General features: G+C 73.0%; 21 protein-coding genes and 1 rRNA gene. 21 read left to right on the forward strand and 1 reads right to left on the reverse strand.

The window, feature by feature from the left end; translation table 11 throughout:
* Positions 1–140: 140 nt before the first annotated feature.
* The 7 genes from rrf (at position 141) to ACH47X_RS19735 (ending at position 8,934) form a co-directional block, all read left to right on the forward strand.
* A 5S ribosomal RNA gene (gene rrf, locus ACH47X_RS19705) occupies positions 141–257 on the forward strand.
* A gap of 160 nt (positions 258–417) precedes the next feature.
* Positions 418–1,164 (forward strand): IclR family transcriptional regulator, encoded by a 747-nt coding sequence (locus ACH47X_RS19710; protein ID WP_397406225.1) that lies wholly within the window; start codon positions 418–420, stop codon positions 1,162–1,164.
* A gap of 120 nt (positions 1,165–1,284) precedes the next feature.
* Entirely contained in the window at positions 1,285–2,871 is a 1,587-nt protein-coding gene (gene aceB, locus ACH47X_RS19715; protein WP_397406226.1) for a malate synthase A, read from the forward strand.
* A 42-nt stretch (positions 2,872–2,913) separates the two neighbouring features.
* Positions 2,914–4,389 carry an FAD-linked oxidase C-terminal domain-containing protein gene (locus ACH47X_RS19720; RefSeq protein WP_397406228.1) on the forward strand — a complete coding sequence of 492 codons (1,476 nt, stop codon included), beginning with the start codon at positions 2,914–2,916 and terminating at the stop codon, positions 4,387–4,389.
* Positions 4,389–5,633 carry an FAD-binding oxidoreductase gene (locus tag ACH47X_RS19725; RefSeq protein ID WP_397406229.1) on the forward strand — a complete coding sequence of 415 codons (1,245 nt, stop codon included), beginning with the start codon at positions 4,389–4,391 and terminating at the stop codon, positions 5,631–5,633. The genes ACH47X_RS19720 and ACH47X_RS19725 overlap by 1 nt, the downstream gene beginning before the upstream one ends.
* On the forward strand, positions 5,633–6,985 hold the full coding sequence (locus ACH47X_RS19730; protein ID WP_397406230.1) for a heterodisulfide reductase-related iron-sulfur binding cluster: 1,353 nt from the start codon (positions 5,633–5,635) through the stop codon (positions 6,983–6,985). The genes ACH47X_RS19725 and ACH47X_RS19730 overlap by 1 nt, the downstream gene beginning before the upstream one ends.
* Before the next feature lie 131 nt (positions 6,986–7,116).
* Positions 7,117–8,934, forward strand: a complete 1,818-nt coding sequence (locus tag ACH47X_RS19735) for an L-lactate permease (protein ID WP_397406231.1) — start codon at positions 7,117–7,119, stop codon at positions 8,932–8,934.
* Positions 8,935–9,059: 125 nt separating this feature from the next.
* On the opposite strand, the gene ACH47X_RS19740 is transcribed toward ACH47X_RS19735, so the two are convergent.
* Entirely contained in the window at positions 9,060–10,511 is a 1,452-nt protein-coding gene (locus tag ACH47X_RS19740) for a hypothetical protein (protein ID WP_397406232.1), read from the reverse strand.
* Between ACH47X_RS19740 and ACH47X_RS19745 the strand changes: the two genes are divergently transcribed.
* The 14 genes from ACH47X_RS19745 (at position 10,476) to ACH47X_RS19810 (ending at position 26,379) form a co-directional block, all read left to right on the forward strand.
* Positions 10,476–11,693: a hypothetical protein gene (locus ACH47X_RS19745; RefSeq protein WP_397406233.1), complete on the forward strand. Its 1,218-nt coding sequence runs from the start codon at positions 10,476–10,478 to the stop codon at positions 11,691–11,693. The genes ACH47X_RS19740 and ACH47X_RS19745 overlap by 36 nt on opposite strands.
* Complete coding sequence (locus tag ACH47X_RS19750) at positions 11,690–12,697, forward strand: HAD-IIA family hydrolase (RefSeq protein ID WP_397406234.1); 1,008 nt, start codon at positions 11,690–11,692, stop codon at positions 12,695–12,697. The genes ACH47X_RS19745 and ACH47X_RS19750 overlap by 4 nt, the downstream gene beginning before the upstream one ends.
* A gap of 197 nt (positions 12,698–12,894) precedes the next feature.
* A complete protein-coding gene (locus ACH47X_RS19755) occupies positions 12,895–13,071 on the forward strand; it encodes a hypothetical protein (protein ID WP_397406235.1) in 177 nt (58 codons plus the stop codon).
* Positions 13,072–13,082: 11 nt separating this feature from the next.
* On the forward strand, positions 13,083–14,069 hold the full coding sequence (locus ACH47X_RS19760; protein WP_397406236.1) for a TlyA family RNA methyltransferase: 987 nt from the start codon (positions 13,083–13,085) through the stop codon (positions 14,067–14,069).
* The gene (locus ACH47X_RS19765; protein WP_121387838.1) at positions 14,066–15,013 is read left to right on the forward strand and encodes an NAD kinase; all 948 of its coding nucleotides are present in this window, start codon (positions 14,066–14,068) and stop codon (positions 15,011–15,013) included. Before ACH47X_RS19760 ends, ACH47X_RS19765 begins: the two co-directional genes overlap by 4 nt.
* Positions 15,014–15,021: 8 nt before the next feature.
* Positions 15,022–16,776 carry a DNA repair protein RecN gene (recN, locus tag ACH47X_RS19770; RefSeq protein ID WP_142034020.1) on the forward strand — a complete coding sequence of 585 codons (1,755 nt, stop codon included), beginning with the start codon at positions 15,022–15,024 and terminating at the stop codon, positions 16,774–16,776.
* 5 nt (positions 16,777–16,781) lie between these two features.
* The gene (gene steA, locus ACH47X_RS19775) at positions 16,782–18,005 is read left to right on the forward strand and encodes a putative cytokinetic ring protein SteA (RefSeq protein WP_397406237.1); all 1,224 of its coding nucleotides are present in this window, start codon (positions 16,782–16,784) and stop codon (positions 18,003–18,005) included.
* Between the two features lie 89 nt (positions 18,006–18,094).
* Positions 18,095–19,120: a copper transporter gene (locus tag ACH47X_RS19780; RefSeq protein ID WP_397406238.1), complete on the forward strand. Its 1,026-nt coding sequence runs from the start codon at positions 18,095–18,097 to the stop codon at positions 19,118–19,120.
* Positions 19,121–19,215: 95 nt separating this feature from the next.
* Entirely contained in the window at positions 19,216–20,121 is a 906-nt protein-coding gene (locus tag ACH47X_RS19785; protein WP_397406239.1) for a hypothetical protein, read from the forward strand.
* Positions 20,118–21,869, forward strand: coding sequence for a murein biosynthesis integral membrane protein MurJ (murJ, locus tag ACH47X_RS19790; RefSeq protein ID WP_397406240.1), 1,752 nt, complete (start codon positions 20,118–20,120; stop codon positions 21,867–21,869). The genes ACH47X_RS19785 and murJ overlap by 4 nt, the downstream gene beginning before the upstream one ends.
* Positions 21,870–21,995: 126 nt before the next feature.
* On the forward strand, positions 21,996–23,672 hold the full coding sequence (locus ACH47X_RS19795) for a CTP synthase (protein ID WP_397406241.1): 1,677 nt from the start codon (positions 21,996–21,998) through the stop codon (positions 23,670–23,672).
* A 40-nt stretch (positions 23,673–23,712) separates the two neighbouring features.
* Positions 23,713–24,345 carry an NUDIX domain-containing protein gene (locus ACH47X_RS19800; RefSeq protein ID WP_020012930.1) on the forward strand — a complete coding sequence of 211 codons (633 nt, stop codon included), beginning with the start codon at positions 23,713–23,715 and terminating at the stop codon, positions 24,343–24,345.
* 210 nt (positions 24,346–24,555) lie between these two features.
* Entirely contained in the window at positions 24,556–25,320 is a 765-nt protein-coding gene (locus ACH47X_RS19805; protein ID WP_397406242.1) for a DUF4230 domain-containing protein, read from the forward strand.
* A gap of 75 nt (positions 25,321–25,395) precedes the next feature.
* Positions 25,396–26,379: a hypothetical protein gene (locus tag ACH47X_RS19810; RefSeq protein ID WP_245605699.1), complete on the forward strand. Its 984-nt coding sequence runs from the start codon at positions 25,396–25,398 to the stop codon at positions 26,377–26,379.
* Positions 26,380–26,441: the final 62 nt, after the last annotated feature.

The following is a 26,441-nucleotide window of genomic DNA, read 5'->3' on the forward strand; positions in this document are numbered from 1 at the left end:
ATAACTTCACAACCACACTCACATGAGTTAAAAGAAGATTCTTTGTTGTGCTACGCGTCCACTATGCGGTTCCCGAGTCACGGGCACCAACCCTTCCCACTGGTGATGTGGGTGTTGGGGTTGCCTGTTCTCGATAGTGTTACGGTGGTCATAGCGTGGGGGAAACGCCCGGTCCCATTCCGAACCCGGAAGCTTAGCCCCACAGCGCCGATGGTACTGCCCTGGTGACGGGGTGGGAGAGTAGGACGCCGCCGGACAACCATTCCCAGGAGGGGGTGGGACGAACAGCCTGTCAGAGGGTTGTGCGTCCCACCCCCTACCTGCATTCGCGGAACAACTCCAGCACCCCCGTCTTCCGCTGTGTGGAATGCTGGTTCCGTCGACCGACAGGTCTGGCGTATCGACGGGGAGAACGACGTGGCAGAGACTGGCGTGCAGTCGGTCGAGCGAGCACTCGACCTGCTGGAGATCCTTGCGGAGCTGGGCGGTGATGCCGGCCTGAGCGAGCTCTCAGAGCAGTCGGGGCTACCGCTGCCCACCATTCATCGCCTGATGCGCACCCTCGTCGCCCGCGGTTATGCGCGGCGCCTGCCCTCGCGCCGCTATGCGCTCGGGGCCCGGGTGATGGGGCTCGGCGACGCGGCCGGTCGCCAGCTCGGTGCCGGCGCGCGTCGCCACCTGGCCCGCCTGGCGCGCGAGCTGGGCGAGACGGCGAACCTCGCGATGCTCGACGGTGAGATGGCGGTCTACGTGGCACAGGCGGCGTCGTCGCACTCGATGCGGATGTTCACCGAGGTGGGGCGGCGCGTGCACCTGCACAGCACCGGCGTCGGCAAGGCCCTCCTGGGGGAGCTCCCCGATGCCGCGGTGCGGGAGATCGCCACGCGGGCCGGCCTCGAGCCCGCGACCGATCGGACGATCACCGACGTCGACGCGCTCCTGACCGCGGTCGGCGAGATCCGGGAGCGTGGGTACGCCGTCGATGACGGGGAGCAGGAGATCGGGGTGCGGTGCTTCGCCGTCGTCGTGCCGGGGGTGCCGGTGCCGACCGCGCTGTCCGTGTCCGGGCCGGCGGCTCGGGTGTCGTTCGAGTTCGGCGAACGCGCGGTCCCGCTGCTGCACGAGGTTGCTCGGGAGGTCGCGGCGGAGCTCTCCGGTAGCTGACAGGTCGCGGAGGCGTTGACCGGGCGTCGTCGGGCACCTAGGGTTTTCGCTAGGAAGTATTCAGTTTCCGCATCATGGAAGTATTGCGGGAGCCGAGCCGATCGACCAAAGGATCTCGACGTGGACACTCCGGACGGCCTGACGATCAACGGCGACATCGCGCCCCGCGCGGAAGAGGTGCTGACCCCGCAGGCCCTCGGGCTCGTCGTCGCCCTGCACCGGGCGCTCGACGACCGCCGGCTGGAGCTGCTCGAGGCGCGCCGCCGCCGGGTCGAAGACCTCGCGGCGGGCGGCACCCTGGACTTCCTGCCCGAGACCCGGCACATCCGGGAGGACCCGACGTGGCGCGTCGCGGAGCCCGCCCCCGGCCTCGCCGACCGGCGCTGCGAGATCACCGGTCCCACGGACCGGAAGATGACCATCAACGCCCTGAACTCGGGCGCCAAGGCCTGGCTCGCGGATCACGAGGACGCCAACACCCCGCAGTGGAGCGCCGTGGTGGGCGGGCAGCTCAACCTGCTCGACGCCATCAACCGGAACATCGACTTCACGGGCGAGAACGGCAAGCACTACGCGCTCAAGCCGGACGACGAGCTGGCGACCATCATCGTGCGGCCGCGGGGCTGGCACCTGCCGGAGAAGCACCTTCTGGTGGACGGCCGTCCGGCGTCGGGCAGCCTCGTGGACTTCGCGCTCTACCTGGCCACCGCCGGGCTACGGCAGATCGAGAAGGGCCAGGGCCCGTACTTCTACCTGCCGAAGATGGAGTCGCACCTGGAGGCGCGCCTCTGGAACGACGCGTTCGTGCTGGCCCAGGACTATCTCGGTATCCCGCGGGGGACCATCCGTGCCACGGTGCTCATCGAGACCTACCCCGCGGCCTTCGAGATGGAGGAGATCCTCTACGAGCTGCGGGAGCACAGCGCGGGTCTGAACGCCGGGCGCTGGGACTTCATGTTCTCCGTGATCAAGTCGTTCCGGACCCGGGGCACGGACTTCATGCTGCCCGACCGCAACGCCGTCACCATGACGGTGCCCTTCATGCGGGCCTACACGGAGCTGCTGGTCAAGACGTGCCACACGCGTGGAGCGCACGCGATCGGTGGCATGGCCGCGTTCATCCCGAGCCGCGACGAGGCGGTCAACGAGGCGGCGTTCGCCAAGGTGCGCGACGACAAGACGCGCGAGGCGAACGACGGGTTCGACGGCTCGTGGGTTGCCCACCCCGGCATGGTCGGGGTCTGCACGGAGGTCTTCACCTCGGTGCTGGGCGACCGGCCGAACCAGATCGACCGCACTCGCGAGGACGTGCAGGTCACCGCCGCGCAGCTGCTGGACGTCGCCGCCACGCCCGGCGACGTCACCGAGGCCGGGCTGCGGAACAACATCTCCGTGGGCATCCAGTACCTCAAGGCGTGGCTCGGCGGGCTCGGCGCCGTCGCGATCTTCAACCTCATGGAGGACGCCGCCACCGCGGAGATCTCCCGGTCCCAGGTGTGGCAGTGGCTGCACAACGACGTGACGCTCGCCGACACGGGCCATCAGGTCACGCGCGACCTGATCGACCGGATCGTGGAGGAGGAGATCGCCAAGCTGCCGGGCGACCCGGCAGACTACGCCGAGGCCAGGCAGACGTTCCTGGAGGTGGCGGTCGCGGACGACTACGCGGACTTCCTGACCCTCCCGGCGTACGCGCGCATGCCCTGACCAGCACTCGACGAGCACCACGCGCGACGAGGAGGTTGCCGGATGGGTGAGAGCGGTACGAGCGGGCTGGGGGACGTCGTCGGCGAGCTGCTGGCCGAGCTGGGCGGAGAGCGGGTGATCACCGACCGGCAGCGGCGGCGGACCTACGAGTGCGACGGGCTCGCCGCGTACCGCGTGATCCCCGGGGCGGTGGTCCTCGTTCGCGACGCGGCCGACGTCGCGACCGCGGTGCGGGCCTGTGCCCGGCACGGCGTGCCCTTCGTCGCGCGCGGGTCGGGCACCGGGCTGTCGGGCGGGGCGCTGCCCCACGCCGAGGGCGTGCTCGTGGTCATGTCGCAGCTGCGGGCGATCCGGGAGGCGGACCTGGCCAACCAGCGCGCCGTCGTGGACCCCGGGGTGATCAACCTGCAGCTCACTGCCGCGACCAGCCCCGACGGGTACTACTTCGCGCCCGACCCGTCCAGCCAGTCGGTGTGCTCGATCGGCGGCAACGTGGCCGAGAACTCGGGCGGCGCGCACTGCCTCAAGTACGGTTTCACCACGAACCACGTGACCGGCGTGGACCTGGTGACGCCCTCCGGTGAGCAGGTCGAGATCGGCGGCAAGGCGCCGGACCCGCCCGGGTACGACCTGCTCGGTGCGCTCGTCGGCAGTGAGGGCACGCTCGGCATCGTGACCGCCGCCACGGTGCGCCTGACGCGGCTGCCGCAGGAGGTGCGCACCCTGCTGGCCGCCTTCCGCACCATGGACGACGCCGGGGCCGCCACGTCCGCGATCATCGCGGCCGGCGTGATCCCTGCGGCGATCGAGATGATGGACGCCCTGGCGATCGAGGCCGCCGAGGCCGCGGTGCACTGCGACTACCCGCACGGCGCGGGCGCGGTGCTCGTGATCGAGCTCGACGGGCCGGCTCCGGACGTCGCGGGGGAGTTCGACGACGTCGTCCGGCTGTGCGAGGGGGCCGGCGCGTTCGAGGTGCGGGTCGCGGCGGACGACGAGGAGCGCGCGCTGATCTGGAAGGGCCGCAAGTCCGCGTTCGCGGCGGTCGGGCGGATCAGCCCGGACTACATCGTGCAGGACGGCGTGATCCCGCGCACCGCCCTTCCGCTCGTGCTACGGCAGATCGCGGAGCTGGGTGAGAGCGCCGGCGTGCGGGTGGCGAACGTCTTCCACGCGGGCGACGGCAACCTGCACCCGCTGGTGCTGTTCGACGGCGCCGTCGAGGGCGCCGTCGACCGGGCCGAGGCCGTGGCCGGCGGGATCCTCGACCTGTGCCTGGAGCACGGCGGGTCCATCACGGGCGAGCACGGCGTGGGCGCGGACAAGGCCAAGCACATGCCGCGCATGTTCACCGAGGACGACCTGGACACGATGCAGGCGGTGCGCTGCGCGTTCGACCCCGAGGGCATCTCGAACCCCGGCAAGGTCTTCCCGACGCCACGGCTGTGCGGGGAACGTCCCGGGCGGCACCGGGGCGCGCACCCGCTGGCGGAGTCCGGCGTGGCGGAGGTCTTCTGATGGCGGACCTGCGGCGGCTCGCCGACGCGCTGCGGCAGGACGGCGGCGCGGTGCGCGAGGCGGGCCCGGAGGACGCCGTCGACGGCGTACCCGCGACGGTGGTCGCGCGGCCGGCGTCGGCGGGCGGCGTGGCGGCCGTGCTGCGCGAGGCGACCGCGCAGGGGCTGGTCACGGTGGCGCGCGGCGCCGGGACGACGCTCGACTGGGGCGCCCCGCCCGAGCGTGTGGACCTGGTCCTGGACACGACGGGTCTGGACCGGCTCGTGGAACACGGCGCGGGCGACCTGGTGGTCGTGGCCGAGGCGGGGCTACCCGTCGCGGAGCTGCTGGAGAAGGTGGGCGGCGCGGCGCAGGAACTGGTGGTCGACCTGCCGCCCGCGCGGCTGGCGGGCGGCTCCACGGTGGGCGGTCTGCTGTCGACGGGCGCGTCCGGGCCGCGGCGCCTGCAGCGCGGCGGGGTGCGCGACCTCGTGCTGGGCGCGACCGTGGTGCTCGCCGACGGCACTGTCGCGTCGTCGGGCGGCAAGGTGGTCAAGAACGTGGCCGGCTATGACCTCGCCAAGCTCCTGACCGGTGCCCACGGCACGCTCGGCATCGTGGTCCGGGCGGCCTTCCGGCTGCATCCGGCGCGGCCGGACCGTGCCTTCGTGATCGGCTCGGGTCCAGCGGCCGACGTCGCGGCGCGCGCCCGCGACGTGGTCGCCTCGCAGCTCGCGCCCGCCGCGGTCGAGATCGACCGGCCCGCGGGCAGCGACGTCGCCGAGGTGGCGGTGCTGCTGGAGGGGACCGGGGCCGCCGTCGGACAGCGGGCCTCCGCGGCCGCCGAGTTGCTGGGCGGGCGGGTCCGGGCGGAGCCGCCGGAGTGGTGGGCGGCGCTGCCGGACGGCGCGACCCTGGCCAAGGCGACCGCGACGCTCACCGGGGTGGCCGGGCTGCTGGCCGCGGCGCGGGAAGCCGAGGAGCGGTACGGGGCCGGTGTCGCACTGCGCGGTACCGCCGCCGGGGTGCTGTATGCCCTGGTGACGGGCTCGCCGGAGGTGACCGCGCTCGCCGTCGGGCACCTGCGGGCGGCCGCACCCAGCCCGCGCGAGGGGACCGTGACCGTGCTGCGCGCAACACCCGAGGTGCGCGCTGCGCTGGACGTGTGGGGGCCCGTGGGTGGGCTCGACCTGATGCGGGCGATCAAGCGACAGCTCGATCCCGGGCGGAACCTGGCACCCGGCCGATTCGTGGGAGGCATCTGATGAGCGAGGCGAAGCCGGACCTGCTGGGCTCCTTCGACGGGCCGGGGTCCGACGGGCAAGGGGCGTTCGACGAGCACCGTCCGCCCTCCCGCGAGCTGGTGGACGACTGTGTGCACTGCGGGTTCTGCCTCCCCGCCTGCCCCACCTACTCGCTCTGGGGCGAGGAGATGGACTCCCCGCGCGGCCGGATCTACCTCATGAAGGAAGGGCTGGAGGGCGAGCCGATGTCGGCGGCTCTGGTGCAGCACGTCGACGCGTGCCTGGGGTGCATGGCGTGCGTGACCGCGTGCCCGTCGGGCGTGCGATACGACACGCTGGTCGAGGCGACCCGGCAGCAGGTCGAGCGGCGCGGTGCCGAGCACCGCACGCGCGGGCAGCGGCTGCTGCGGTCGGCGATCTTCGCGCTGTTCCCGCACCCGGCGCGGTTGCGGCGGGTGCTGCCGCTGCTCGCGATGTACCAGCGCTCGGGGCTCTCCCGCCTGGTGCGACCGGTGCTGGCGCGGACCTCGCCGACGCTGGCGACCATGGAGGCGATCGCCCCGCCCGTGGGGCCGCGCGTGCCGGTGCCGCCGCTGTCGCCCGCGGTGGGGGAGCGGCGGATGACGGTCGGGCTGCTGCTGGGCTGCGTGCAGCGCGAGTTCTACCCGGGCGTGAACGCGGCGACGGCGCGGGTGCTGGCCGCGGAGGGCTGCGACGTCGTGGTGCCGCCGGACCAGGGCTGCTGCGGCGCGCTGTCGGTGCACGCCGGGCGGGAGGCCGAGGGGCTCGACCACGCACGGGCGCTGATCGACGCGTTCGCCGATGCGGGCGTGGAGCGGATCGTGGCCAACTCGGCCGGGTGCGGGTCCACCATGAAGGACTACGCGGACCTGCTGGCGGACGACCCCGAGTACGCCGGGCGAGCCGCCGAGTTCGCGGCTCGGACCCGGGACGTCGCGGAGGTGCTGGCGGAGCTGGAACCCGTCGCGCCGCGGCACCCGCTGCCGCTGACGATCGCCTATCACGACGCCTGCCACCTGCGGCACGCGCAGGGCGTCAAGGCGCAGCCGCGCGCGGTGCTCGCGACGATCCCCGGTCTGGTGGTCAAGGAGATCGCCGAGGGCGACATGTGCTGCGGGTCTGCCGGGATCTACAACCTCACCAACCCCGGGCCGGCGCGGGAGCTGGGGGACCGCAAGGCCGCGCACGTGGCGGCGACGGGTGCCGAGCTGCTGGTGACGTCCAACCCGGGCTGCCTGCTGCAGATCACGGACGCGCTGTCCCGGCAGGGCCGCGCGATGCCGACGGCGCACATGGTGCTGGTACTGGATGCGTCCATGCGCGGGGCGGGTCCGGAGGAACTGCTGGGCTGAGGCGAGCCGTTCGGGCGAAAACTCCCGATTGCGGGGGTTTGCTGCTAGATTGTCGCTGGGTGGAGTGCGAATTCCACCATGCGAAAGTTCCAGAGAACCCTACCCGGCAACGAGGCCGGACTGGAGTCACCATGGACAACCTCGGCGTCCTCGCCCTGCTCGCGCTGCTCCCGATCCTCGTCGTAGGAACCCTGCTGCTCGGATTTCGCTGGCCGGCCCGGACCGCGATGCCGGTCGGCCTGGCACTGGTGGTACTCATCGCCCTGTTCGCGTGGCGGATGTCCCCGGTCGCGGTCGGCGCATCCGTCGTCCAGGGACTGCTGATCGCGATCGGTCTGCTCTGGATCATCTTCGGGGCGCTGCTGATGCTGGAGACGCTGACCAAGAGCGGCGCCCTGCAGACGATCCGCGCGGGCTTCACCACGATCAGCCCCGACCGGCGGGTGCAGGTGATCATCGTCGCCTGGCTCTTCGGGTCGTTCATCGAGGGTGCGGCCGGGTTCGGCACGCCTGCCGCCGTCGTCGCACCGCTCTTGCTCGCACTCGGATTCCCCGCTGCCGCTGCCGTCATGGCGGGCCTCATCATCCAGTCGACGCCGGTCAGCTTCGGCGCCGTCGGCACGCCCATGCTGACCGGGCTGGGCACGGGCCTGGCGGACACCTCGGGGGCGCTGGCCCCCGAGGTCCAGGCGCGGGCCGACGCGCTCGGGCTGGACCACCTCGGGTTCGTCGCCCACACGGCGACCCAGGTGGCGACCATCCACGCGATCGTCGGCATCCTCGTGCCGCTCATCCTCGTCACGCTGATGTGTGGCTTCTACGGCGAGACGCGATCGTTCCGGGCAGGGCTCGCCGTCGCCCCGTTCGCCGTCTACGCGGCGCTCGCCATGATCGTCCCGTACGTGACCGTGGCCTACCTGCTCGGTCCGGAGTTCCCGTCGCTGCTCGGTGGGTTCCTCGGGCTGGTGCTCGTGATGTTCACGTCGTCGAAGGGCTTTCTCATGCCCAAGGACGTCTGGGACTTCCCGCCGCGCGAGCGCTGGAGCGACCGGTGGATGGGGACGGTGGACCCGACGGCGGAGGCGGCGACGCTGACGCGCCGCATGTCGATGGTCCGGGCGTGGTCGCCCTACGTCATCGTGGCGGCGCTGCTGCTGATCACCCGGAACGTCCCGGTGATCAAGGACTTCCTCACCGGCCCCGCGGTGCTCGAGGTGCCGGACATCTTCGGCACCGGGATCAGCCAGAACATGGACCTTCTGTACTCACCGGGGGCCATCTTCCTCCTGGTCTGCCTCATGACCTACGTGCTGCACGGTATGCGGGGCCCGCAGATCAAGGAGTCGTGGAAGGTCGCCGTGGGCCAGCTCGGAGGTGCGGCCTTCGCCCTGCTGTGCGCCGTGCCGCTGGTGCGGATCTTCATCAACTCCGGGCCGGACTTCAATGCGGCCGGGCTCGACTCGATGCCGATCACGCTGGCTCAGGCCGCCGCGGACCTGGCGGGTCAGGGCTGGCCGATCGTGTCCCCGTTCATCGGGGCGCTGGGCGCGTTCGTCGCCGGCTCCAACACGGTGTCGAACATGATGTTCGCGCTGTTCCAGTTCAACACCGGGCTGGGGATCGGGGCCGCGACGCCCGAGACCGTCGCCGCCCTCCAGGCGGTCGGTGGTGCGGCGGGCAACATGGTGGCCGTGCACAACGTGGTCGCCGCGGCCGCCACGGTCGGTCTGCTCGGACGCGAGGGCGACCTGATCCGCAAGACGATCCTTCCCATGACGTACTACTGCCTCGCGGCGGGCGGGATCGGGTATCTCTGGATCTTCGGGTTCGCGTTCAACGCGGGAATGGTGGTGCTGCTGCTCGTGGTCGCGGCCCTGACCCTGGTGACCGTGCGGATGCTGCGGCGGCCGGACGCCTACAACCCGGAGGTCCTCCCGGTGAGGACCTGATCGGGTGGCGGCTGGGGCTGCCCTCGTGCCTGGTCGGCAGTCTGCATCGAGATCGGTCCAGCGCTGGACCGATCTCGATGCAGACTGCCGATCTTGCGTTGTGTCGACGCCGCCGGACGCGCACGTCACATCCTTTCGACCCCGGGAGACGACGGCTCCCGTGGGAGAATGTTCGGGCATCTGTCATCGAAGGGAACACCGTGAACGAAACGCCCCGTGACCAGGGGAACGACCGCGAGGGCGACCGCCGCGGCGAGCGCAAGGGCGCCTACCGCAACGACGGCAACGGTCCGCGTCGCGACGACCGGGGCGGTGAGCGCGGTGGAGACCGGGGCCGCCGGTATGACGGCGCCCGCGGGGGCAGCGGGCCCCGGCGCGACGACGACCGGCCGCGCCGCTCGTTCGACGACCGGGGCGGCGACCGCCCGCGTCGTGACGACCGCGGCGGTGACCGCCCGTTCCGGCGCAGCGACGACGACCGGCCGCGCCGCTCCTACGGCGACCGGGACAACCGGGGTGACCGGGACAGCCGCGGGGACCGCGACTTCCGGGGCGGCCGCGACGACCGCGGTGCACGGAACGAGCGCCCCTACCGGGGCAACGACGGCGACCGCCCGCGTCGCTCGTTCGACGACCGCGCCGGCAGCGGCCCGCGCCGGGACGACGACCGGCCCCGCCGGAGCTTCGACCGGGACGACCGGCCGCAGCGTTCGTCCGACGACCGGCCGCGCCGGTCCTTCGAGGACCGCGGGGGCGACCGTCCCCGCCGCGACGAGGGCGACCGTCCGCGGCGCAGCTTCGACGACCGCGGTGGGAACCGACCGGCACGCCGCGACGACGACCGCCCGCGTCGTTCGTTCGACGACCGGGACAACCGTGGCCCCCGTCGCGACGACGACCGGCCCCGTCGGTCCTTCGACGACCGTGGCGGCGACCGGCCGCGGCGCAACGAAGGTGACCGTCCGTTCCGGCGCAACGACGACGAGCGTCCTCGCCGCTCCTTCGACGACCGGGACAACCGTGGTCCGCGGCGTGACGACGACCGTCCGCGGCGGTCCTTCGACGACCGCGGTGACCGTCCGCGCCGTCCCTACGGCGACCGCGACGACCGGGGCGCACGCGACGGCCGCGGACGTGACGACCGTCCGCAGCGGTCGTTCGACGACCGTCCCCGGCGTTCCTTCGAGGACCGCGGGGGCGACCGTCCCCGCCGCGGCGAGGGCGACCGCCCCTTCCGCCGCGATGGCGACGACCGGCCGCGCCGCTCGTACGGTGGCCGCGACGAGCGCGGTGGCCGCGACGACCGTGGCGGGCGTGACGGGGGCGCGCGTCCCTTCCGGGGGAACGACGACCGCCCACGTCGATCGTTCGACGACCGTGGCAGCGACCGTCCGCGCCGTGACGACCGTGGTGGCGACCGTCCGCGCCGTGACGACCGTGGTGGCGACCGTCCGCGCCAGGACGCCGGTGAGGAGCGTGCTCCCCGGGTCCCCGAGCCGGAGATCGCCGAGGACGCCTCGTTCAGCCAGCTCGACCGCGACGTGCGCTCGCGCCTGCGGGGGCTGAGCAAGGAGCACGCCGAGTACGTCGGGCTGCACCTGGTGATGGCCGGCCGGCTGCTCGACGTCGACCCGGAGCGTGCCTACGAGCACACCCAGGCCGCGGTGCGCGGCGCCGGGCGCATCGACATCGTCCGTGAGGCCGCGGGCCTCGCGGCGTACCACACCAACCGGTACGCCGAGGCGCTGCGCGAGCTGCGCACGGTCCGCCGGCTGAACGGCTCCTCCGAGCACCTGCCGATCATGGCCGACGCCGAGCGCGGCCTGGGCCGTCCGGAGCGCGCGCTGGCGCTCGCCGCCTCGGAGGAGGCCGCGACGCTCGACGCGACCGGACGCATCGAGCTCGCGATCGTGGCCAGCGGCGCCCGCTCCGACCTGGGCGAGCACGATGCCGCCCTGGCCGTGCTCGACAAGGTCTCGGCCGAGGACGCCCAGGGCGACCTCGGGCTGCGTGTGGTGCAGGCCCGCGCGGTCGCGCTCGAGGCCGCCGGCCGCGCGGACGAGGCCGCCGCGCTCCTTGCCACCGTCGACAGCGAGGCGCTCGAGCGCGCGATCGGCGCGCAGACCCCGGACGAGGACATCACCGTGTTCGACGTCGAGGAGGACGCGGAGCTCGCCGAGCAGGAGTACGCCGCCGATCACCCGGAGGAGTTCGCGGACGAGGAGGACTCGGACGACGAGGAAGACTCTGACGAGGACGAGGACGACGAGGATTCGGACGAGGCCGAGGAGTCCGGGGATTCCGCCGATTCTGGTGACTCGGCTGACTCTGGTGACTCGGCTGACTCCGGTGACTCGGCCGATTCTGCTGACTCGGCAGACTCCGCCGATTCGGCTGATTCCGCGGACTCAGCCGACTCGCCGGACGAGCCTGAGCCGGAGGACGAGGACGACGACGAGGACGAGGGGGACGGCGAGTCGGATGACGACCCGTCGGCCGCCGACGCCGGATCCGACGAGAAGGAGTCCGGCTCCGCCGAGGCTCCCGACGCCGTGACCGACGCCGACGAGCCCGAGGCGAACTCCGTCGACGAGCCGAGCGCCGCCGAGTCCGACGAGGAGTCGGCCACGCAGCCGACCGACCTCGCCGAGCCCGCCGAACCGGCCGACGCCGAGTCGGCCGACGCCGAGCCGGTCGACATCACCCCGACGGCTCCCGCCCGGGGTGACCGGTCCGACGTCGGGCAGGAGAAGGAGTGACGGCGACCGCCGGCCTGCTGGCGAGCGACGCCCCGCTCGCCGCGGCCTACGACCTCGCGCTCGTCGATCTGGACGGCGTGGCGTACAAGGGGCATCTGCCGATCGAGCACGCCTCGGCGAGCCTGGCCGCGGCGCGGTCCGGTGGCATGCGGCTGCTCTTCGTGACGAACAACGCCTCGCGCGAGCCGGAGGACGTCGCGGGCCAGCTCACGGGCCTCGACATCCCGACCGACCCGGACGAGGTGATGACCGCGGCGCAGGCGTGCGCGGCGCTGCTGACCACGCGGCTCGACGCGGGCGCCAAGGTGCTCGTCGTCGGCGGCAAGGGCCTGGTCACCGCGGTGCGGTCGGCGGGCTTCACCGTGGTGGAGTCGGCGGACGACGACCCGGACGCCGTCGCCCAGGGGTACACCCCCGAGCTGGGCTGGACCCAGCTCGCCGAGGCGGCGTACGCCGTGAGCCGGGGTGCCTGGCACGTGGCGAGCAACCTGGACCTGTCGCTGCCGACGGCGCGCGGGTTCGCGCCGGGGAACGGCGCCCTCGTGGGCGCCGTGGTGGCCGCGACGGGGGTCACCCCGGACAGTGCCGGCAAGCCGTCGCCCACGATGTACCGGCTCGCCGTCGAGCGGGCCCGGGCGAGCCGGCCGCTGGTGATCGGGGACCGGCTCGACACGGATCTTGCGGGCGCACGCGGCGGCGGGTACCCGGGGCTGCATGTGCTCACCGGTGTGTCGACGGCGCGGGACGCCGTGCTGGCCGCGCCGGGGGAGCGCCCGTCGTTCCTCGGCGCCGACCTGCGGGCGCTGCTGGAGCCGCACCAGGTCCCCGTCCTCGCGGACGGCTGGTACGTGTCCGGCGGCTCGGCGGCGCGGGTCTCCGACGGCGAGCTCCGGCTCGACGGCGCGGGCATCGACCTGGTCCGGGCCGCCTGCGCCGCGGCGTGGGCCGCGGTAGACGCGGGCGACCGAGTGGACGAGAAGACGATCCCGGACCTCGCGGTGTGAGAGGTGCGCTTCTACCCAGTCATTGCGCCCGGAAACCACGTCGGTTCCGGGCGCAACGACTGGGTGGAAGCGCACTTCGGCGATCCCCACAGAATTCTCCCGGGTTCTGTCGGGGGCGGCGGGTACCGTGTCATGCAGCACGGCCGAGAGCACGGACGAGCACAGTACGGACGAGCACAGTGGAGCGTTGACGCACGATGGACGAGTTCTACGAGACCGAGGAACCCGCGATCGGCCGGACCGATCCCGAGGCGGGCGTCCGGCGCGCGCTCGACACGCTCGACGGCCTCGACGAGCTGCCCCCGGCCGAGCACGTCGCCCGGTTCGAGGCGGTGCACGACGCCTTGCGGGCGCACCTGAGCGGTGACGCCTGACGGTGGCGACGATGACAGCGAGCACGCGCGTGGACGCGGAGCTGGTCCGGCGTGGGCTGGCCCGGTCGCGTCGGCACGCCGCGGAGCTCGTGGCGGCCGGCCGGATCTCGGTGGCCGGCCGCGTGGTGGTCAAGCCGTCCACGTCGGTGGCCGACGGCGCTGACGTGACCGTCGCGCCCGGACCCGACCCCGAGCACGACTTCGCGTCGCGCGCCGCCTGGAAGCTGGCCGGCGCCCTCGACGCCCTGGCCCGTGTCCCGGGCGCGCCCGTGGTCGAGGGTGCCTACTGCGCTGACCTGGGCGCCTCGACCGGCGGTTTCACCGATGTGCTGCTGCGCCGCGGGGCCGCCCACGTGGTCGCGATCGACGTGGGCCACGACCAGATCGTGCCCGCGCTGCGCGGCGACGACCGGGTGACCGTCGTCGAGGGGTTCAACGTGCGCGACCTGACTCCGGGTGACCTCGCGCAGAGCCCGGACCTGGTGGTCGCCGACCTGTCCTTCATCTCCCTGACCGTGGTGCTGCCCGCCGTCGCGGGTGTGCTGCGCCCGGGCGCGCAGGCGCTGCTGATGGTCAAGCCGCAGTTCGAGGTCGGCCGCGAGCGGCTGGGCAGCGGCGGCGTGGTCCGCGACCCCGCGCTGCACGTCGAGGCCGTGACCACCGTGCTGCGCGCCGCCGACGGCCTGGGCCTGCGTGCCCGCGCCGTCGTGCCGAGCCCGCTGCCGGGCCCGAGCGGCAACCGGGAGTTCTTCGTCTGGCTCGCCGTCGACCCCGTGGCCTGGGTGGACGAGCACGACCTGGCCCTGGTCGCCGCCGCCGAGACGGCGGTGGCCTGGGACCCCGCGCCGGGTGAGCCCGCCGGGCGGCCCGGCCGCCCGCCCGAGCCGCCGGCCGTCGTCGTGCACGGCGGGGAGGAGACCGGGACCGCGGCCGAACCGACGCCGGCGGCCCGGAAGACACAGCAGCACACCGACGAGCAGAAGGAGCCCAGCCCGTGACCCGGCGAGTGCTCATCGTGACCCATGGCGGCCGCCCCCAGGCAGTCGCGGCGCTGGCGGAGGCCCTGCGCGAGCTGAAGGCCGCGGGCTTCGAGTACACGCTGCACGACGACGCGCTCGCCGAGGAGTTCGGCGACCACATGGCGGCCAAGCGCGTCGCCGAGGGCGTGCACAACGCCGAGGCCGTGATGGTGCTCGGGGGCGACGGCACGATCCTGCGCGCCGCCGAGCTGACGCGGGGCACCGACGTGCCGCTGCTGGGCGTGAACCTGGGGCATGTGGGCTTCCTCGCGGAGTCCGAGCGCGAGGACCTGCGCGCGGCCGTCCAGCGGCTCGTGGCCCACGACTACGACGTGGAGGAGCGTGCCACGGTCGACGTCACGGTGCACCTGCCCGGCACGGCGGAGCCCGTGGTCGGGTGGGCGCTGAACGAGGCGACCGTCGAGAAGGCGTCGCGCGACCGCATGCTCGAGGTCGCGATCGGGGTGGACGGCCGCCCGCTGCTCTCGTTCGGCTGCGACGGCGTGGTGATGTCCACCGCCACGGGCTCGACGGCGCACGCCTTCTCGGGTGGCGGCCCCGTCATCTGGCCCGACGTCGATGCCGTGCTCATGGTGCCGCTGTCCGCGCACGCACTGTTCGCGCGGCCGCTGGTCATCGGCCCGAAGTCCCGGTACACGGTCGACGTGCTGCCGCAGTCGACGGTCGAGGGGGTGCTGACCTGTGACGGGCGCCGGGAGATCCGGCTGCCCCGCGGATCTCGCGTCGTGGTGCGTCAGGGGGGTACGGTGCGCCTCGCACGGCTGTCGAACGCACCGTTCGCGGACCGCCTCGTCTCCAAGTTCAACCTGCCCGTGTCGGGCTGGCGGGACCGTGTCGGGTCAGGGCACGTCGAGGCGCAAGATGTACCTTCTGACCCAGCCGACACCACACCAGAGACCTAAGGAGTCAGGTGCTCGAGGAGATCGCTATCGAGAACCTGGGCGTCATCCGCTCGGCCCGGGTACCCCTGTCGGACGGCCTGACCGTCATCACGGGCGAGACGGGCGCGGGCAAGACGATGGTGCTCACGGGGCTGAACCTGCTCATGGGCGCCAAGGCCGACCCCCAGTCGGTGCGCCCGGGTGCGTCGTCGGCCGCGGTCGAGGGTCGGGTGCGCGTCTCGGGGCGGGACGCCGTGCTGGGCCGGGTCGACGAGGCGGGCGGCGAGGTCGAGGACGACGGCACCGTCGTGATCCTGCGCACCATCGCCGACGGCCGCTCGCGGGCCCACCTGGGCGGCCGGGCCGTGCCGCAGGGCGTGCTCGCGGAGATCGCCGAGGACCTGTTCACCGTGCACGGCCAGGCCGACCAGCTCCGGCTGCGGACGGCGGCCAAGCAGCGCGACGCGCTCGACACGTTCGTGGGTCCCGCGCACCAGCGCGTCCTCGCCGCCTACCGCACCGCGTGGAGCGAGCGGGGCGGCCTGCTCACCGAGATCGCCGACCTGGAGGCGCGCGGCGCCGAGCGCGCCCGCGAGGTGGAGCTGCTGCGCATCGGCCTGGAGGAGATCGAGCGCGTCGACCCGCAGTCGGGCGAGGACGCGGAGCTCCAGGCCCTGATCGAGCGCCTGTCCAACGCGGAGGGCCTGCGCACGGCCGCGACCGAGGCGCACGAGGCCGTCGCGGGCGAGGACGCCGACGGCGCGCGTGAGAACGCGATCGCCCTGGTGGAGCGGGCGCGCCGCGCGCTCGACGCCGCGGCACACTCCGACGCCGCGCTCGGCGTCCTGGCCACGCGGTTCGCCGAGGTGGGCTACCTCCTCTCGGACGTGGCGACCGACGTCGCCGCCTACGTCGACGACCTGCAGGCCGACCCCGCCGGGCTGGAGACGGCGCACAACCGCATGGCGGAGCTGAACGCCCTGACCCGTTCCTACGGGGAGACCATCGATGAGGTGCTGCAGTGGGCCAGCGACGCGGGCCTGCGCCTGCTCGACCTGGACGACGGCGGCGACCGCCTCACCTCGATGCGGGCGCGCGTGGCCGAGCTGGACGGCGAGCTGGCCCGGCTGGCCGAGATCCTGACCGCCGAGCGCACCCGCGGCGCGTCCGAGCTGGCCGAGGCCGTGACGAACGAGCTGCACGGGCTCGCGATGGGCGGCGCGCACCTCGTGGTCACGGTGGAGCCGCTCGACCAGCCCGGCCCGTTCGGCGGCGACCAGGTCACCTTCCTGCTCGTGCCGCACCCGGGAGCCCCGGAGCGACCGCTCGGCAAGGGCGCCTCCGGCGGTGAGCTCTCGCGCGTGATGCTCGCGCTCGAGGTCGCCCTGGCGACGTCGGGCGGGGCGGCCGCGGCTCGTACGGCCGAGACCCCGCGCAGCACCTTCGTCTTCGACGAGGTCGACGCCGGCGTCGGCGGCCGGGCCGCGGTCGAGGTGGGCCGCCGGCTGGCCCAGCTCGGGCGAAGCACCCAGGTGGTCGTGGTGACCCACCTGGCACAGGTCGCCGCGTTCGCGGACGCCCACCTCGTGGTCACCAAGAGCTCGGACGGCGACGCCGGTTCGGCGGACGGCGACGACGGGATGATCACGGTCACGGGTGTGCGCGAGGTCACCGCGGACGCGCGCGTCCGTGAGCTGGCCCGCATGCTGTCCGGCCAGGACGACTCGGAGACGGCGCGTACCCACGCGCTGGAGCTCCTGGAGTCGTCGGTCGTGGGACGATAGAGCGGATGAAGCTGATCTCCCGACCCGAGAAGCGCGCCGACAAGAGCGCCGCGAAGAGTACGCCGGACCTCGCTCCGGTGCTGCCGCGGGCCGTCGCCCACGGCCCCGCCCGGATCGGAGCTCGCACCAAGGAGCTCACGTCCCGGCTGAACCAGGGCGACGTCGCCGTGATCGACCACGTCGACATCGACCGCGTCGCCGCCGACGCGCTGGTCGCCGCGGCCCCCGTGGCCGTCCTGAACGCCGCGCCGTCCACGTCCGGCCGGTACCCGAACACGGGGCCGGAGATCCTGGTCGAGGCTGGCATCGTCCTCGTGGACGACCTCGGCCCCGCGGTCATGGCCATCGACGAGCACGCCGAGGTCGAGATCGTCGGCGGCGAGATCGTCGTCGGCGGCGAGGTCGTGGCCACGGGCACGCACCAGACGCCGCGCACGGTGGCCGCGAACATGGCCGCGGCCCGCGAGGGGCTGTCGGCGGAGATCGAGCGGTTCGCCGAGAACACGATGACCTACCTGCGCCGCGAGCGGGACCTCCTGCTCGACGGCGTGGGCGTGCCCGACATCCGGACCGACATCGACGGCCGGCACGTGCTGATCGTCGTGCGCGGGTACCACTACCGGGAGGACCTGGCGCAGCTGCGGTCCTACATCCGGGAGAACCGGCCGGTCCTGATCGGCGTGGACGGCGGCGCGGACGCGATCATCGACGCGGGCTGGCAGCCCGACATGATCGTGGGCGACATGGACTCCGTCTCCGACCGGGCCCTGGCCTGCGGTGCGGAGATCGTGGTGCACGCCTACCGTGATGGCAAGGCCCCCGGGCTGGAGCGAGTCAAGGCGCTCGGCGTGGAGCCGGTCGTCTTCCCCGCCACGGGGACCAGTGAGGACATCACGATGCTGCTGGCCGACGACAAGGGCGCCGAGCTCATCGTCGCCGTCGGCACGCACGCCACCCTCGTGGAGTTCCTGGACAAGGGGCGTTCGGGCATGGCCTCGACCTTCCTCACGCGGCTCCGCGTGGGCGGCAAGCTCGTGGACGCCAAGGGCGTGTCCCGGCTGTACCGCACGCGGATCTCGAACACCCAGCTCACGCTGCTGTCGGGCGCGGGGGTCGCGGCGGTGCTCGCGGCACTCGCCTCGACGTCGGCCGGGCAGACATTCTTTGGCCTGATCGGGGCACGGTTCGACGACGTGGTGTCCTGGATCGGTACCCTGTTCGGCGGCTGACCTGCCGGGATGCTCTCCCGTACGCCACGCCGCCCCGACCTGACGCCGGGCCGACACGCCCGGAACATGCTTAAGGACTCCTCCCTACCGTGATCGACTTCCGATACCACCTCGTCTCGCTCATCTCCGTCTTCCTCGCCCTCGCCGTCGGCATCATCCTCGGTGCCGGCCCCCTGCAGGGCGCGATCGGGGAGACCCTGACGGAACAGGTGGACGCGCTGCGCGCCGAGCGCAGCGACCTGCGCACCGAGCTGGACGCCACCCAGAACGCCCTGGACGGTGACGAGCGCTACATCGAGGCGGTCGGCACCCAGCTGGTGACCGGGTCGCTGGAGAACGAGCGCGTCGCTGTGGTGCAGCTCGGCGAGGTCTCCCAGGACGTGCACGACGGCGTGCTGAACCAGCTCGACACAGCGGGCGCCACGGTGGTGTCCAAGACCGAGCTGACCGACGCCTGGACCGACCCCGAGGAGGAGTCGACGCGCGAGACCGTCGCCGAGGGCCTGCGCGCCGGCCTCGGCGACGCCGTCCCGGAGAACGACGACCCGAGCGCGGTGCTCGGCGCCGCGCTGGCCGTCGCGCTCACGGGCGACGACGGCGGCAGTGACCGCAGCTCGCAGGCCACCGACCTGGAGAACCAGCTCGAGCGCTTCGGCTTCGTGGAGCCGGGCGAGGAGCAGACCGAGGCCGCGGAGTCGCTGGTGCTGCTCGTGGGGCCCGCGGGCCAGCCGCAGGAGACGGCCGACGGCGCCACCGAGGAGGCGGAGCCGACGCCGGACGTCTGGACCGCCGTCACGCAGGCCGCCCAGGAGGTGTCCGGCGCGGCCGTGCTCGCGGGACCGACGGACGACCCGGGCGACGCCGTGCAGGCCGTGCGGGACAACGAGGAGCTCGCCGCCGAGGTCAGCACCGTCAGCGGCATCGACCGGCTCACGGGCCGCATCAACGTGCCCCTCGCCGTCGCGGCCCGCCTGGACGGCGTCGTGGGGCAGTACGGGTTCGAGGACGACGCGACGCTGGTGCTGCCGCCGGCCACCGACGGAACCGGCGGCGGGACGACCGACGGCGCCACCGACGGGGTCACTGACGGCGCCACCGACGGGGCCACGGGCTGAGCCGGTACACGTAGGGCCCGAGCCGCCGGCCGGCTCAGGGCGCAGACTCGAAGCGCAGGGTCGACGACCGACCGAAACGGACTTGAGGGGTAGTCATGGGTGCAGGCAGGTTCATCGTCGCGGGCGTCGTGGCCGGTGTCGCGACCGCGTTCGCGCGCCGCAAGCTCGACGAGCGCGTCGCCGAGGGCGGCCTCGGCGGGGACAGGACGTGGACGCGGACCAACCACCGCGGCGAGCCGATCAGTCTGCTGGAAGGCCCCGCGGTGACCGCCGGCCTCGTGGCCGGCGCGGCCGTCTCCGGCGGCACCGCTCCCGGTGCGACGGCGTTCGCCACGGCCGCCGCGGGCGGGTTCGGCGTCTACGACGACCTCGCCGAGGACACCGACACCCGCACCAAGGGCCTGCGCGGCCACCTCGGCGCGTTGAAGGAGGGGCGGCTGACCACGGGCGGCCTCAAGGTGCTCGGCATCTCCGGCTCCGCGCTGCTGGCGTCCGCCGTCGGCACGCCCCGCACGGCGCGCAGTGCGTTCGGCCACGTGGTCGACATCGGCCTCAACGGCGCGCTCATCGGCGGCACCGCGAACCTGGTCAACCTCTTCGACCTGCGACCCGGCCGGGCGCTCAAGGCCGGCGTGGCCGCCAGCCTGCCGTTCGCGCTCGCCGGCACCGGCGCCGCGGGCGCCGTCCTGGGGGCCGCCGCCGCGGCCGCACCCGGCGACCTGGGGGAGAAGGACATGCTGGGCGACGGCGGCGCGAACGCGCTCGGCGCCCTGGTCGGCAGCCAGGTCGCGTTCAACGCGCCCCGGGCGGTGCGCTGGGCGACCCTCGCCGGCGTCGTCGGCCTCATGGTGGCCTCGGAGAAGGTGAGCTTCTCCAAGGTGATCGCCGGGAACGAGTGGCTGAACAAGATCGACATGCTCGGACGTCGTCCGGCTCCGGCGGCCGAGGATTCGGTGGCGGAGCTCGCGCAGACCAAGCCCGTGGCCACCCCGGGCGCGTGAGCCGCACCCGGTCCCTGGCGAGCGCGGCGCTGCTCGTCACCGTCGTCACCCTCGCCAGCCGCCTGGTCGGCTTCGGTCGCTGGCTCGCGCAGGGCGCGTGGCTCGGGTCGGACGGCGTCGGCACGGTCTTCAACTCCGCCAACCAGCTGCCCAACCTGCTGTTCGAGGTCGCGGCCGGAGGCGCCCTCGCGGGTGCCGTCGTGCCGCTGCTGGCCGGGCCCCTGGCCCGGGCCACGCTTTCCAAGGGCACTGCCACCGCTGACGGCACCGCGGCGTCCAAGGAGCAGGCCTCGCGGATCGCGTCGGCGCTGCTCGGCTGGACGCTGCTGATCCTGGTGCCGCTGGCCGCCCTGACGGCCCTCCTGGCGCGCCCGGTCATCAGCCTGACCGGCCTGGACGACCCGGCGCAGGTGGACGTCGCCACGGCCTTCCTGCGGGTGTTCGCGGTGCAGGTGCCGCTGTACGGGCTGGCCGTGGTGCTGGGCGGCATCCTCCAGGCGCACAAGCGGTTCTTCTGGCCGGCGTTCGCGCCGCTGGTCTCCAGCCTCGTCGTGATCGTGGTCTACGGCGTCTTCGCCCTGCTGGCCGACGGCGACCAGCAGGACGTCGCCGCGCTCTCGTCCCAGGCACTGGTCTGGCTGGCGTGGGGCACCACGGTAGGAGTCCTGTTCCTGGCGCTGCCCCTCGTGGTGCCCGTGTGGCGCACGGGGCTGCGGCTGCGGCCCACGCTGCGCTTCCCGTCCGGCGAAGGTCCCCGGGCGGCGCGCCTGGCGTTCGCGGGCGTGGGCGCGCTGGTGGCGCAGCAGCTCTCGGTGTTCCTGACCCTGCGCGCGGCCAACGCCGCGGGCGGCGACGGCACCCTCTCGGTCTACCTGTACGCGCAGCAGGTCTACCTGCTGCCGTACGCGGTGCTCGCGTTCCCGATCGCGACCAGCGCGTTCCCGCACTTCGCGGAGCACGCCTCCGCGGGCCGGCTCGGCGAGCTGCGCGGCCTGGTGGCGCGCACGACGCGCAGCCTGCTGTTCGTGACGGCGCTCGGCATGGCCGCGCTCGTCGCGGCGGCGCCGTTCGTCGAGCGGGTCTTCGACCTCATCGTGCTGGGTGACGCACCCGGCCTGGCCGCCGGGCTCATGGCGATGGCGCCGGGGCTGATCGGGTTCGCGCTGATCCTGCACCTGTCGCGCGCGCTGTACGTCGTGGACCACGGGCGGGCCGCGGTGACCGCGACCGCGAGCGGCTGGGGCGTCGCCGCCGTCGGCGCGGCCCTGGTGCCGGTCCTGTTCGCCGGCCGCGAGCCGGCCTGCGCGGGGACCGGCTGCGTGGACCTCGCGCTGCGGACCGACGTCATGGCGGCTCTCGGTGCGGTGGGCACGGCCGGGATGGTCGTGGCCGGCCTGGGGCTGCTGCTGGCCGTGCGCCGGCACCTGGGCCGGGACGCGCTGGGCGGTGTCTGGCGGGCCCTGTTCGTGCTCCTGGTGGCGGCCGCCGTCGGCGCCGCGGTCGGGCTCTGGGCGCCCTGGCAGCTCGGCCTGTCCGAGGGATCGTTCTTCTCGGCCGCCCGCTCGGCCCCGGGCGAGGTCGAGTTCGACGGCGGCGCGTTCGCCGCCGACCTGAGCCTCGGGCTGGCGTTCGGACTGCTGGCCGCGATGGTCACCGCGGCGGTCGCGGTGCTGCTGGACCGGGATCTGCGGGCCGCCGTCGGACCCCTGCTCAGGACCTTGGGGAGGAAGTTCTCCAGGAAGGCCTGACTGAGCGAGCGCAAAGGCCGCAGCAGGGGCAGACTCGACCCAAAGGGTCGAAAGTCCCCGCTCGGCGAGCGCGTGTGCCGGTCGTTACACCACCAGCACGCCGTACCTCGTTTAGGATGGAGTTCCGTGGTCGAACACCGAAGCAGTCTCCAGTCCCGTCAGCGGTCCGGCGCCTCCACGCCGACCAAGCACATCTTCGTCACCGGTGGTGTGGCGTCCTCTCTCGGCAAGGGACTGACGGCGTCATCGCTCGGTCGCCTGCTCCGCTCGCGTGGCCTCAGCGTCACCATGCAGAAGCTGGATCCCTACCTCAACGTGGATCCCGGCACCATGAACCCGTTCCAGCACGGTGAGGTCTTCGTCACCGAGGACGGCGCCGAGACCGACCTGGACATCGGGCACTACGAGCGGTTCCTCGACGTCGAGCTGCCCGCCTCGTCCAACGTGACCACCGGCCAGGTGTACTCGCGCGTCATCGCCAAGGAGCGCCGCGGCGAGTACCTGGGCGACACCGTGCAGGTCATCCCGCACATCACCGACGAGATCAAGTTCCGGATGCGCGAGCAGGCGTCCGACGCCGTCGACGTGATCATCACCGAGATCGGCGGCACCGTGGGCGACATCGAGTCGCAGCCGTTCCTCGAGTCCGCGCGGCAGGTGCGGCACGAGCTCGGCCGCGACAACGTGTTCTTCCTGCATGTCTCGCTGGTGCCGTACATCGGCCCGTCGGGCGAGCTGAAGACCAAGCCGACGCAGCACTCCGTGGCGGCGCTGCGCTCGATCGGCATCCAGCCGGACGCCATCGTGCTGCGCTCCGACCGCGTGGTGCCCGAGAGCATCAAGCGCAAGATCGCGCTCATGTGCGACGTCGACAACGAGGCAGTGATCAACTGCGCCGACGCGCCGTCGATCTACGACATCCCGCGCGTCATCCACGCCGAGGGCCTGGACGCCTACGTGGTGCGCCGCCTGGGCATGCCCTTCCACGACGTCGACTGGGACGGCTGGAGCCGGCTGCTGGAGCGCGTGCACGAGCCCGAGCACAACGTCGAGGTCGCGCTGGTCGGCAAGTACATCGACCTGCCGGACGCCTACCTGTCCGTGACGGAGGCGCTGCGCGCCGGCGGCTTCGCCAACGACGCGAAGGTGGCCATCCGCTGGGTCGCGGCCGACGACTGCCAGACGCCGGAGGGGGCCCAGGCCTCGTTGGAGGGGGTCGACGCGGTGCTGGTGCCGGGCGGCTTCGGCGTGCGCGGCATCGACGGCAAGGTCGGGGCGCTGCGCTGGTCGCGCGAGAACCTCGTGCCGACCCTGGGCATCTGCCTGGGCCTGCAGTCGATGGTGATCGAGTACGCGCGCAACGTGCTGGGCTGGGCCGACGCGTCGTCCACCGAGTTCCACCCGACCAGCAGCCACCCTGTCGTGGCGACCATGGCCGAGCAGAAGTCGATCGTGGAGGGCGAGGGCGACATGGGTGGCACCATGCGCCTGGGTGCCTACGAGGCACAGCTCACGGCCGGTTCGGTCGTGGCCAAGGCGTACGGCAGCGAGAAGGTCACCGAGCGGCACCGGCACCGGTACGAGGTGAACAACGCGTTCCGCGGCGAGCTGGAGGAGGCGGGCCTGCTGATCTCCGGCACGTCGCCCGACTCGTCGCTCGTCGAGTTCGTCGAGCTGCCCGCCGAGACACACCCGTACTTCGTGTCCACGCAGGCGCACCCCGAGTTCAAGTCGCGCCCCACGCGGGCACACCCGCTGTTCGCGGGCCTGATCGCGGCGGCGCTCGAGAAGCAGTCCTCATGAAGACGAGCAGGATCGCCGGCAGGCGCGGCGGAGGGACAGCATGAGCAGCGACGAGGTCACGGACGTCATCGACCCCCGCCCAGCGCGGCGGCTCGACGTACCGTTCCAGGGTTTTGTGGTCGACATGGTCTCCGACGAGGTCGACCTCGGCGAGGCCGGCGGCATCGTCCGGCGGGAGTACGTCGACCACCCGGGAGCGGTGGTCGTGGTGGCGCTGACGGACGACGGCAACGTGCTGCTGCTGCGCCAGTACCGACACCCCGTCGGCGCCTTCCTCTGGGAGGCGCCCGCCGGCCTGCTCGATCTGGACGGCGAGGACCCGCACGTGGCCGCGGCCCGCGAGCTGGCCGAGGAGGCGGACATGAACGCCGGCTCCTGGGACGTGCTGCTCGACCTGCTGCCCACGCCGGGCGGCAGCAACGAGGCCGTCCGGGTGTACCTGGCGCGCGACCTCACGCCGGTGCCCGACGACGAGCGGCACACCCGCGAGGCCGAGGAGGCCGACATGGTCGTGGTGCCCGTGCCGCTGGAGGAGGCGGCGGCGCTCGCGCTCGCGGGCCGGCTCCACAACGCGGCGACCATCGCGGGCGTGCTGGCGGCGGCGATCGGCCGGGCCTCCGACTGGGAGACCCTGCGCCCGGTGGACTCCCCATGGGAGTACCGCAAGAACTGAGGTAAAACTCAGGTCGCGTGGATTGCTGACTTCGGTCGGTTGCTTCGAGATCGGTCGGTTGATCGACCGGTCTCGAAGCAACCGACCGAAGTCGTTTCCGGCCTTGCTCTTGAAGGCGGCGGGCTGGTGGGCGAGTGTCGGTGGTGGGGGCTAGCGTGGGATACCTGGACGGGAGATATGTCGGGTATCTCCCCGGGAAGGGGCGCGGCGATGACGGGCACCGAGGTAGAGACCGAGCAGGTGGGTTCCAGGACCGAGCCGACGCCGTCCGGCAGCGGGCCGACGGCGGACGGGTCGCGCCGCCGTATGCCCGCCGGGCTGGCGGGCGTGCTGGGGTTCCTCCTGGGCGCCGCACTGACCGCCGGGCTCGTCGCGGGAGCGGTCTTCACCCTGCGTGACGACTTCCGCGACGCGATCTGGCGCACGCTGCTGGACGGCATGAACCCGTTCTCGACGGGCGAGGTGGACCGGTCGGAGACGCCGGTGCTGGTCAGCATGAAGGACCTGGCCCGGTTCGTGGCCGCCGAGGCGCAGTACGAGGTGCTCGTGGACCTGGAGAACGACGTGCGGTACGTGCCGAGCTGGCTCGCGGGGGAGCGCCTGGTGCTCGCCGTGAACGGCTCGGTCGAGGCGTACGTGGACTTCACGGGCCTGGACGAGGACGCGATCGAGATCTCCGAGGACGGCACGAAGGTCACCGTCACGGTGCCCGAGCCGGAGCTCGCCGAGCCGCGCGTCGACCTCGAGGCCAGCCGGGCCCTGACGGAGGACCGCGGGCTCGTGGACCGGGTGGGTGATCTCTTCGAGTCCGACACCGACGCCCGCCAGGAGGCGCTCGCGACGGCGCAGGGCCGGATCTCGGAGGCCGCGGCGGGCTCCGACCTGGACGAACGGGCCCGGGCGAACACGACCGCGACCCTTGAGGCGATGTTGTCCCCGTTGGGGTACGACCAGGTGGTGGTCGAGTTCGGGTAAGTGTCCGGGTAAGTCGCGAAGGTCGCGCACCGGGCGTGTCATAACGGCGTCACCGTGCTGCGCTATTCTCCCCGCGTGACCAGCGAACCCGACATGCTTCCCAATGTTTCGTCCCTTCCTGCCTGGCTCGTCCCGTCCGTCTACCTGAACTGGTCCGAGGACTGGCTGGGCGAGGCGGTCGCGATCGCGAGCCGTAGCCACGAGCACCGGCTGCCGGGCGGCGCGGACGGCCCACAGCGTGGTGACGTCGTCGTCACCGTCGTGGGCTCCGAGCCGGGCATCGTCGCCGCGGTCGAGCTCATGGGCGCCAGCCAGGGCGAGGACTGGGTCAGCGACGAGGTCTTCGGCCCCGACAAGCCCGTTGTGTGGGACGACCTCTTCAACGGTGCCGCCGCGTACGCGCGCTCGTCCGGCTGGCTGCCGCAGGAGCACGCGCGCCTGGTGCTCGACGGCATCGCCCATCAGTACAAGCACGGCGCCACCGGCACGCTCGACGCCGGCAACTGCGAGACCGACGAGCTGTCGCCCAACCTGCACGTGCTGCGCCTGCTGGGCCACAAGCAGGTCTCGGGCACGGACCTGCGCCGCGAGGAGCGCTGCGCGTCGTGCGAGCGGTTCGTCGACGTCATGCAGCTGCGTCCGCACGACGACGGCGCCCACACCGGCCAGAGCGGCGAGCGCCCCCTGGCCGAGCTCATCGAGCAGACGTTCCTGGTGTGCGGCCCGTGCCACGCGCTGCTGCACCCGCACGCCGTGCTGTCGCAGCGCGCGCAGATGCGTCCGGCGTGCCCGTCGTGCGGTCAGCGCGGCGCCACCAAGCGCATCGTGTGGGGCCAGGGCATCCACGACAACATGAAGCTCGAGCCCGACGTGGTCTACGGCGGCTTCGACACCCCGGTCCCGACGCCGGACTGGTACTGCCCGGAGTGCTACGCGAACTTCTCCTCGGGTGCGGTGGCGCAGCGCGCGCTGGGCGACATGCCGGACGCCGTGCCGGTCGGCGTCGGCGCGGTGGGCACGCCCGCCAACGGCGAGGACCTCTGGACGCCTGAGGTCTGATCTGGCGGAATCCTCGGCAGTTGGCATCGAGGTCGGCACAGGCCTGTGCCGACCTCGATGCC

Origin of the sequence: Promicromonospora kroppenstedtii, from assembly GCF_044389675.1 — a bacterium.
Lineage (GTDB): Bacteria > Actinomycetota > Actinomycetes > Actinomycetales > Cellulomonadaceae > Promicromonospora > Promicromonospora kroppenstedtii.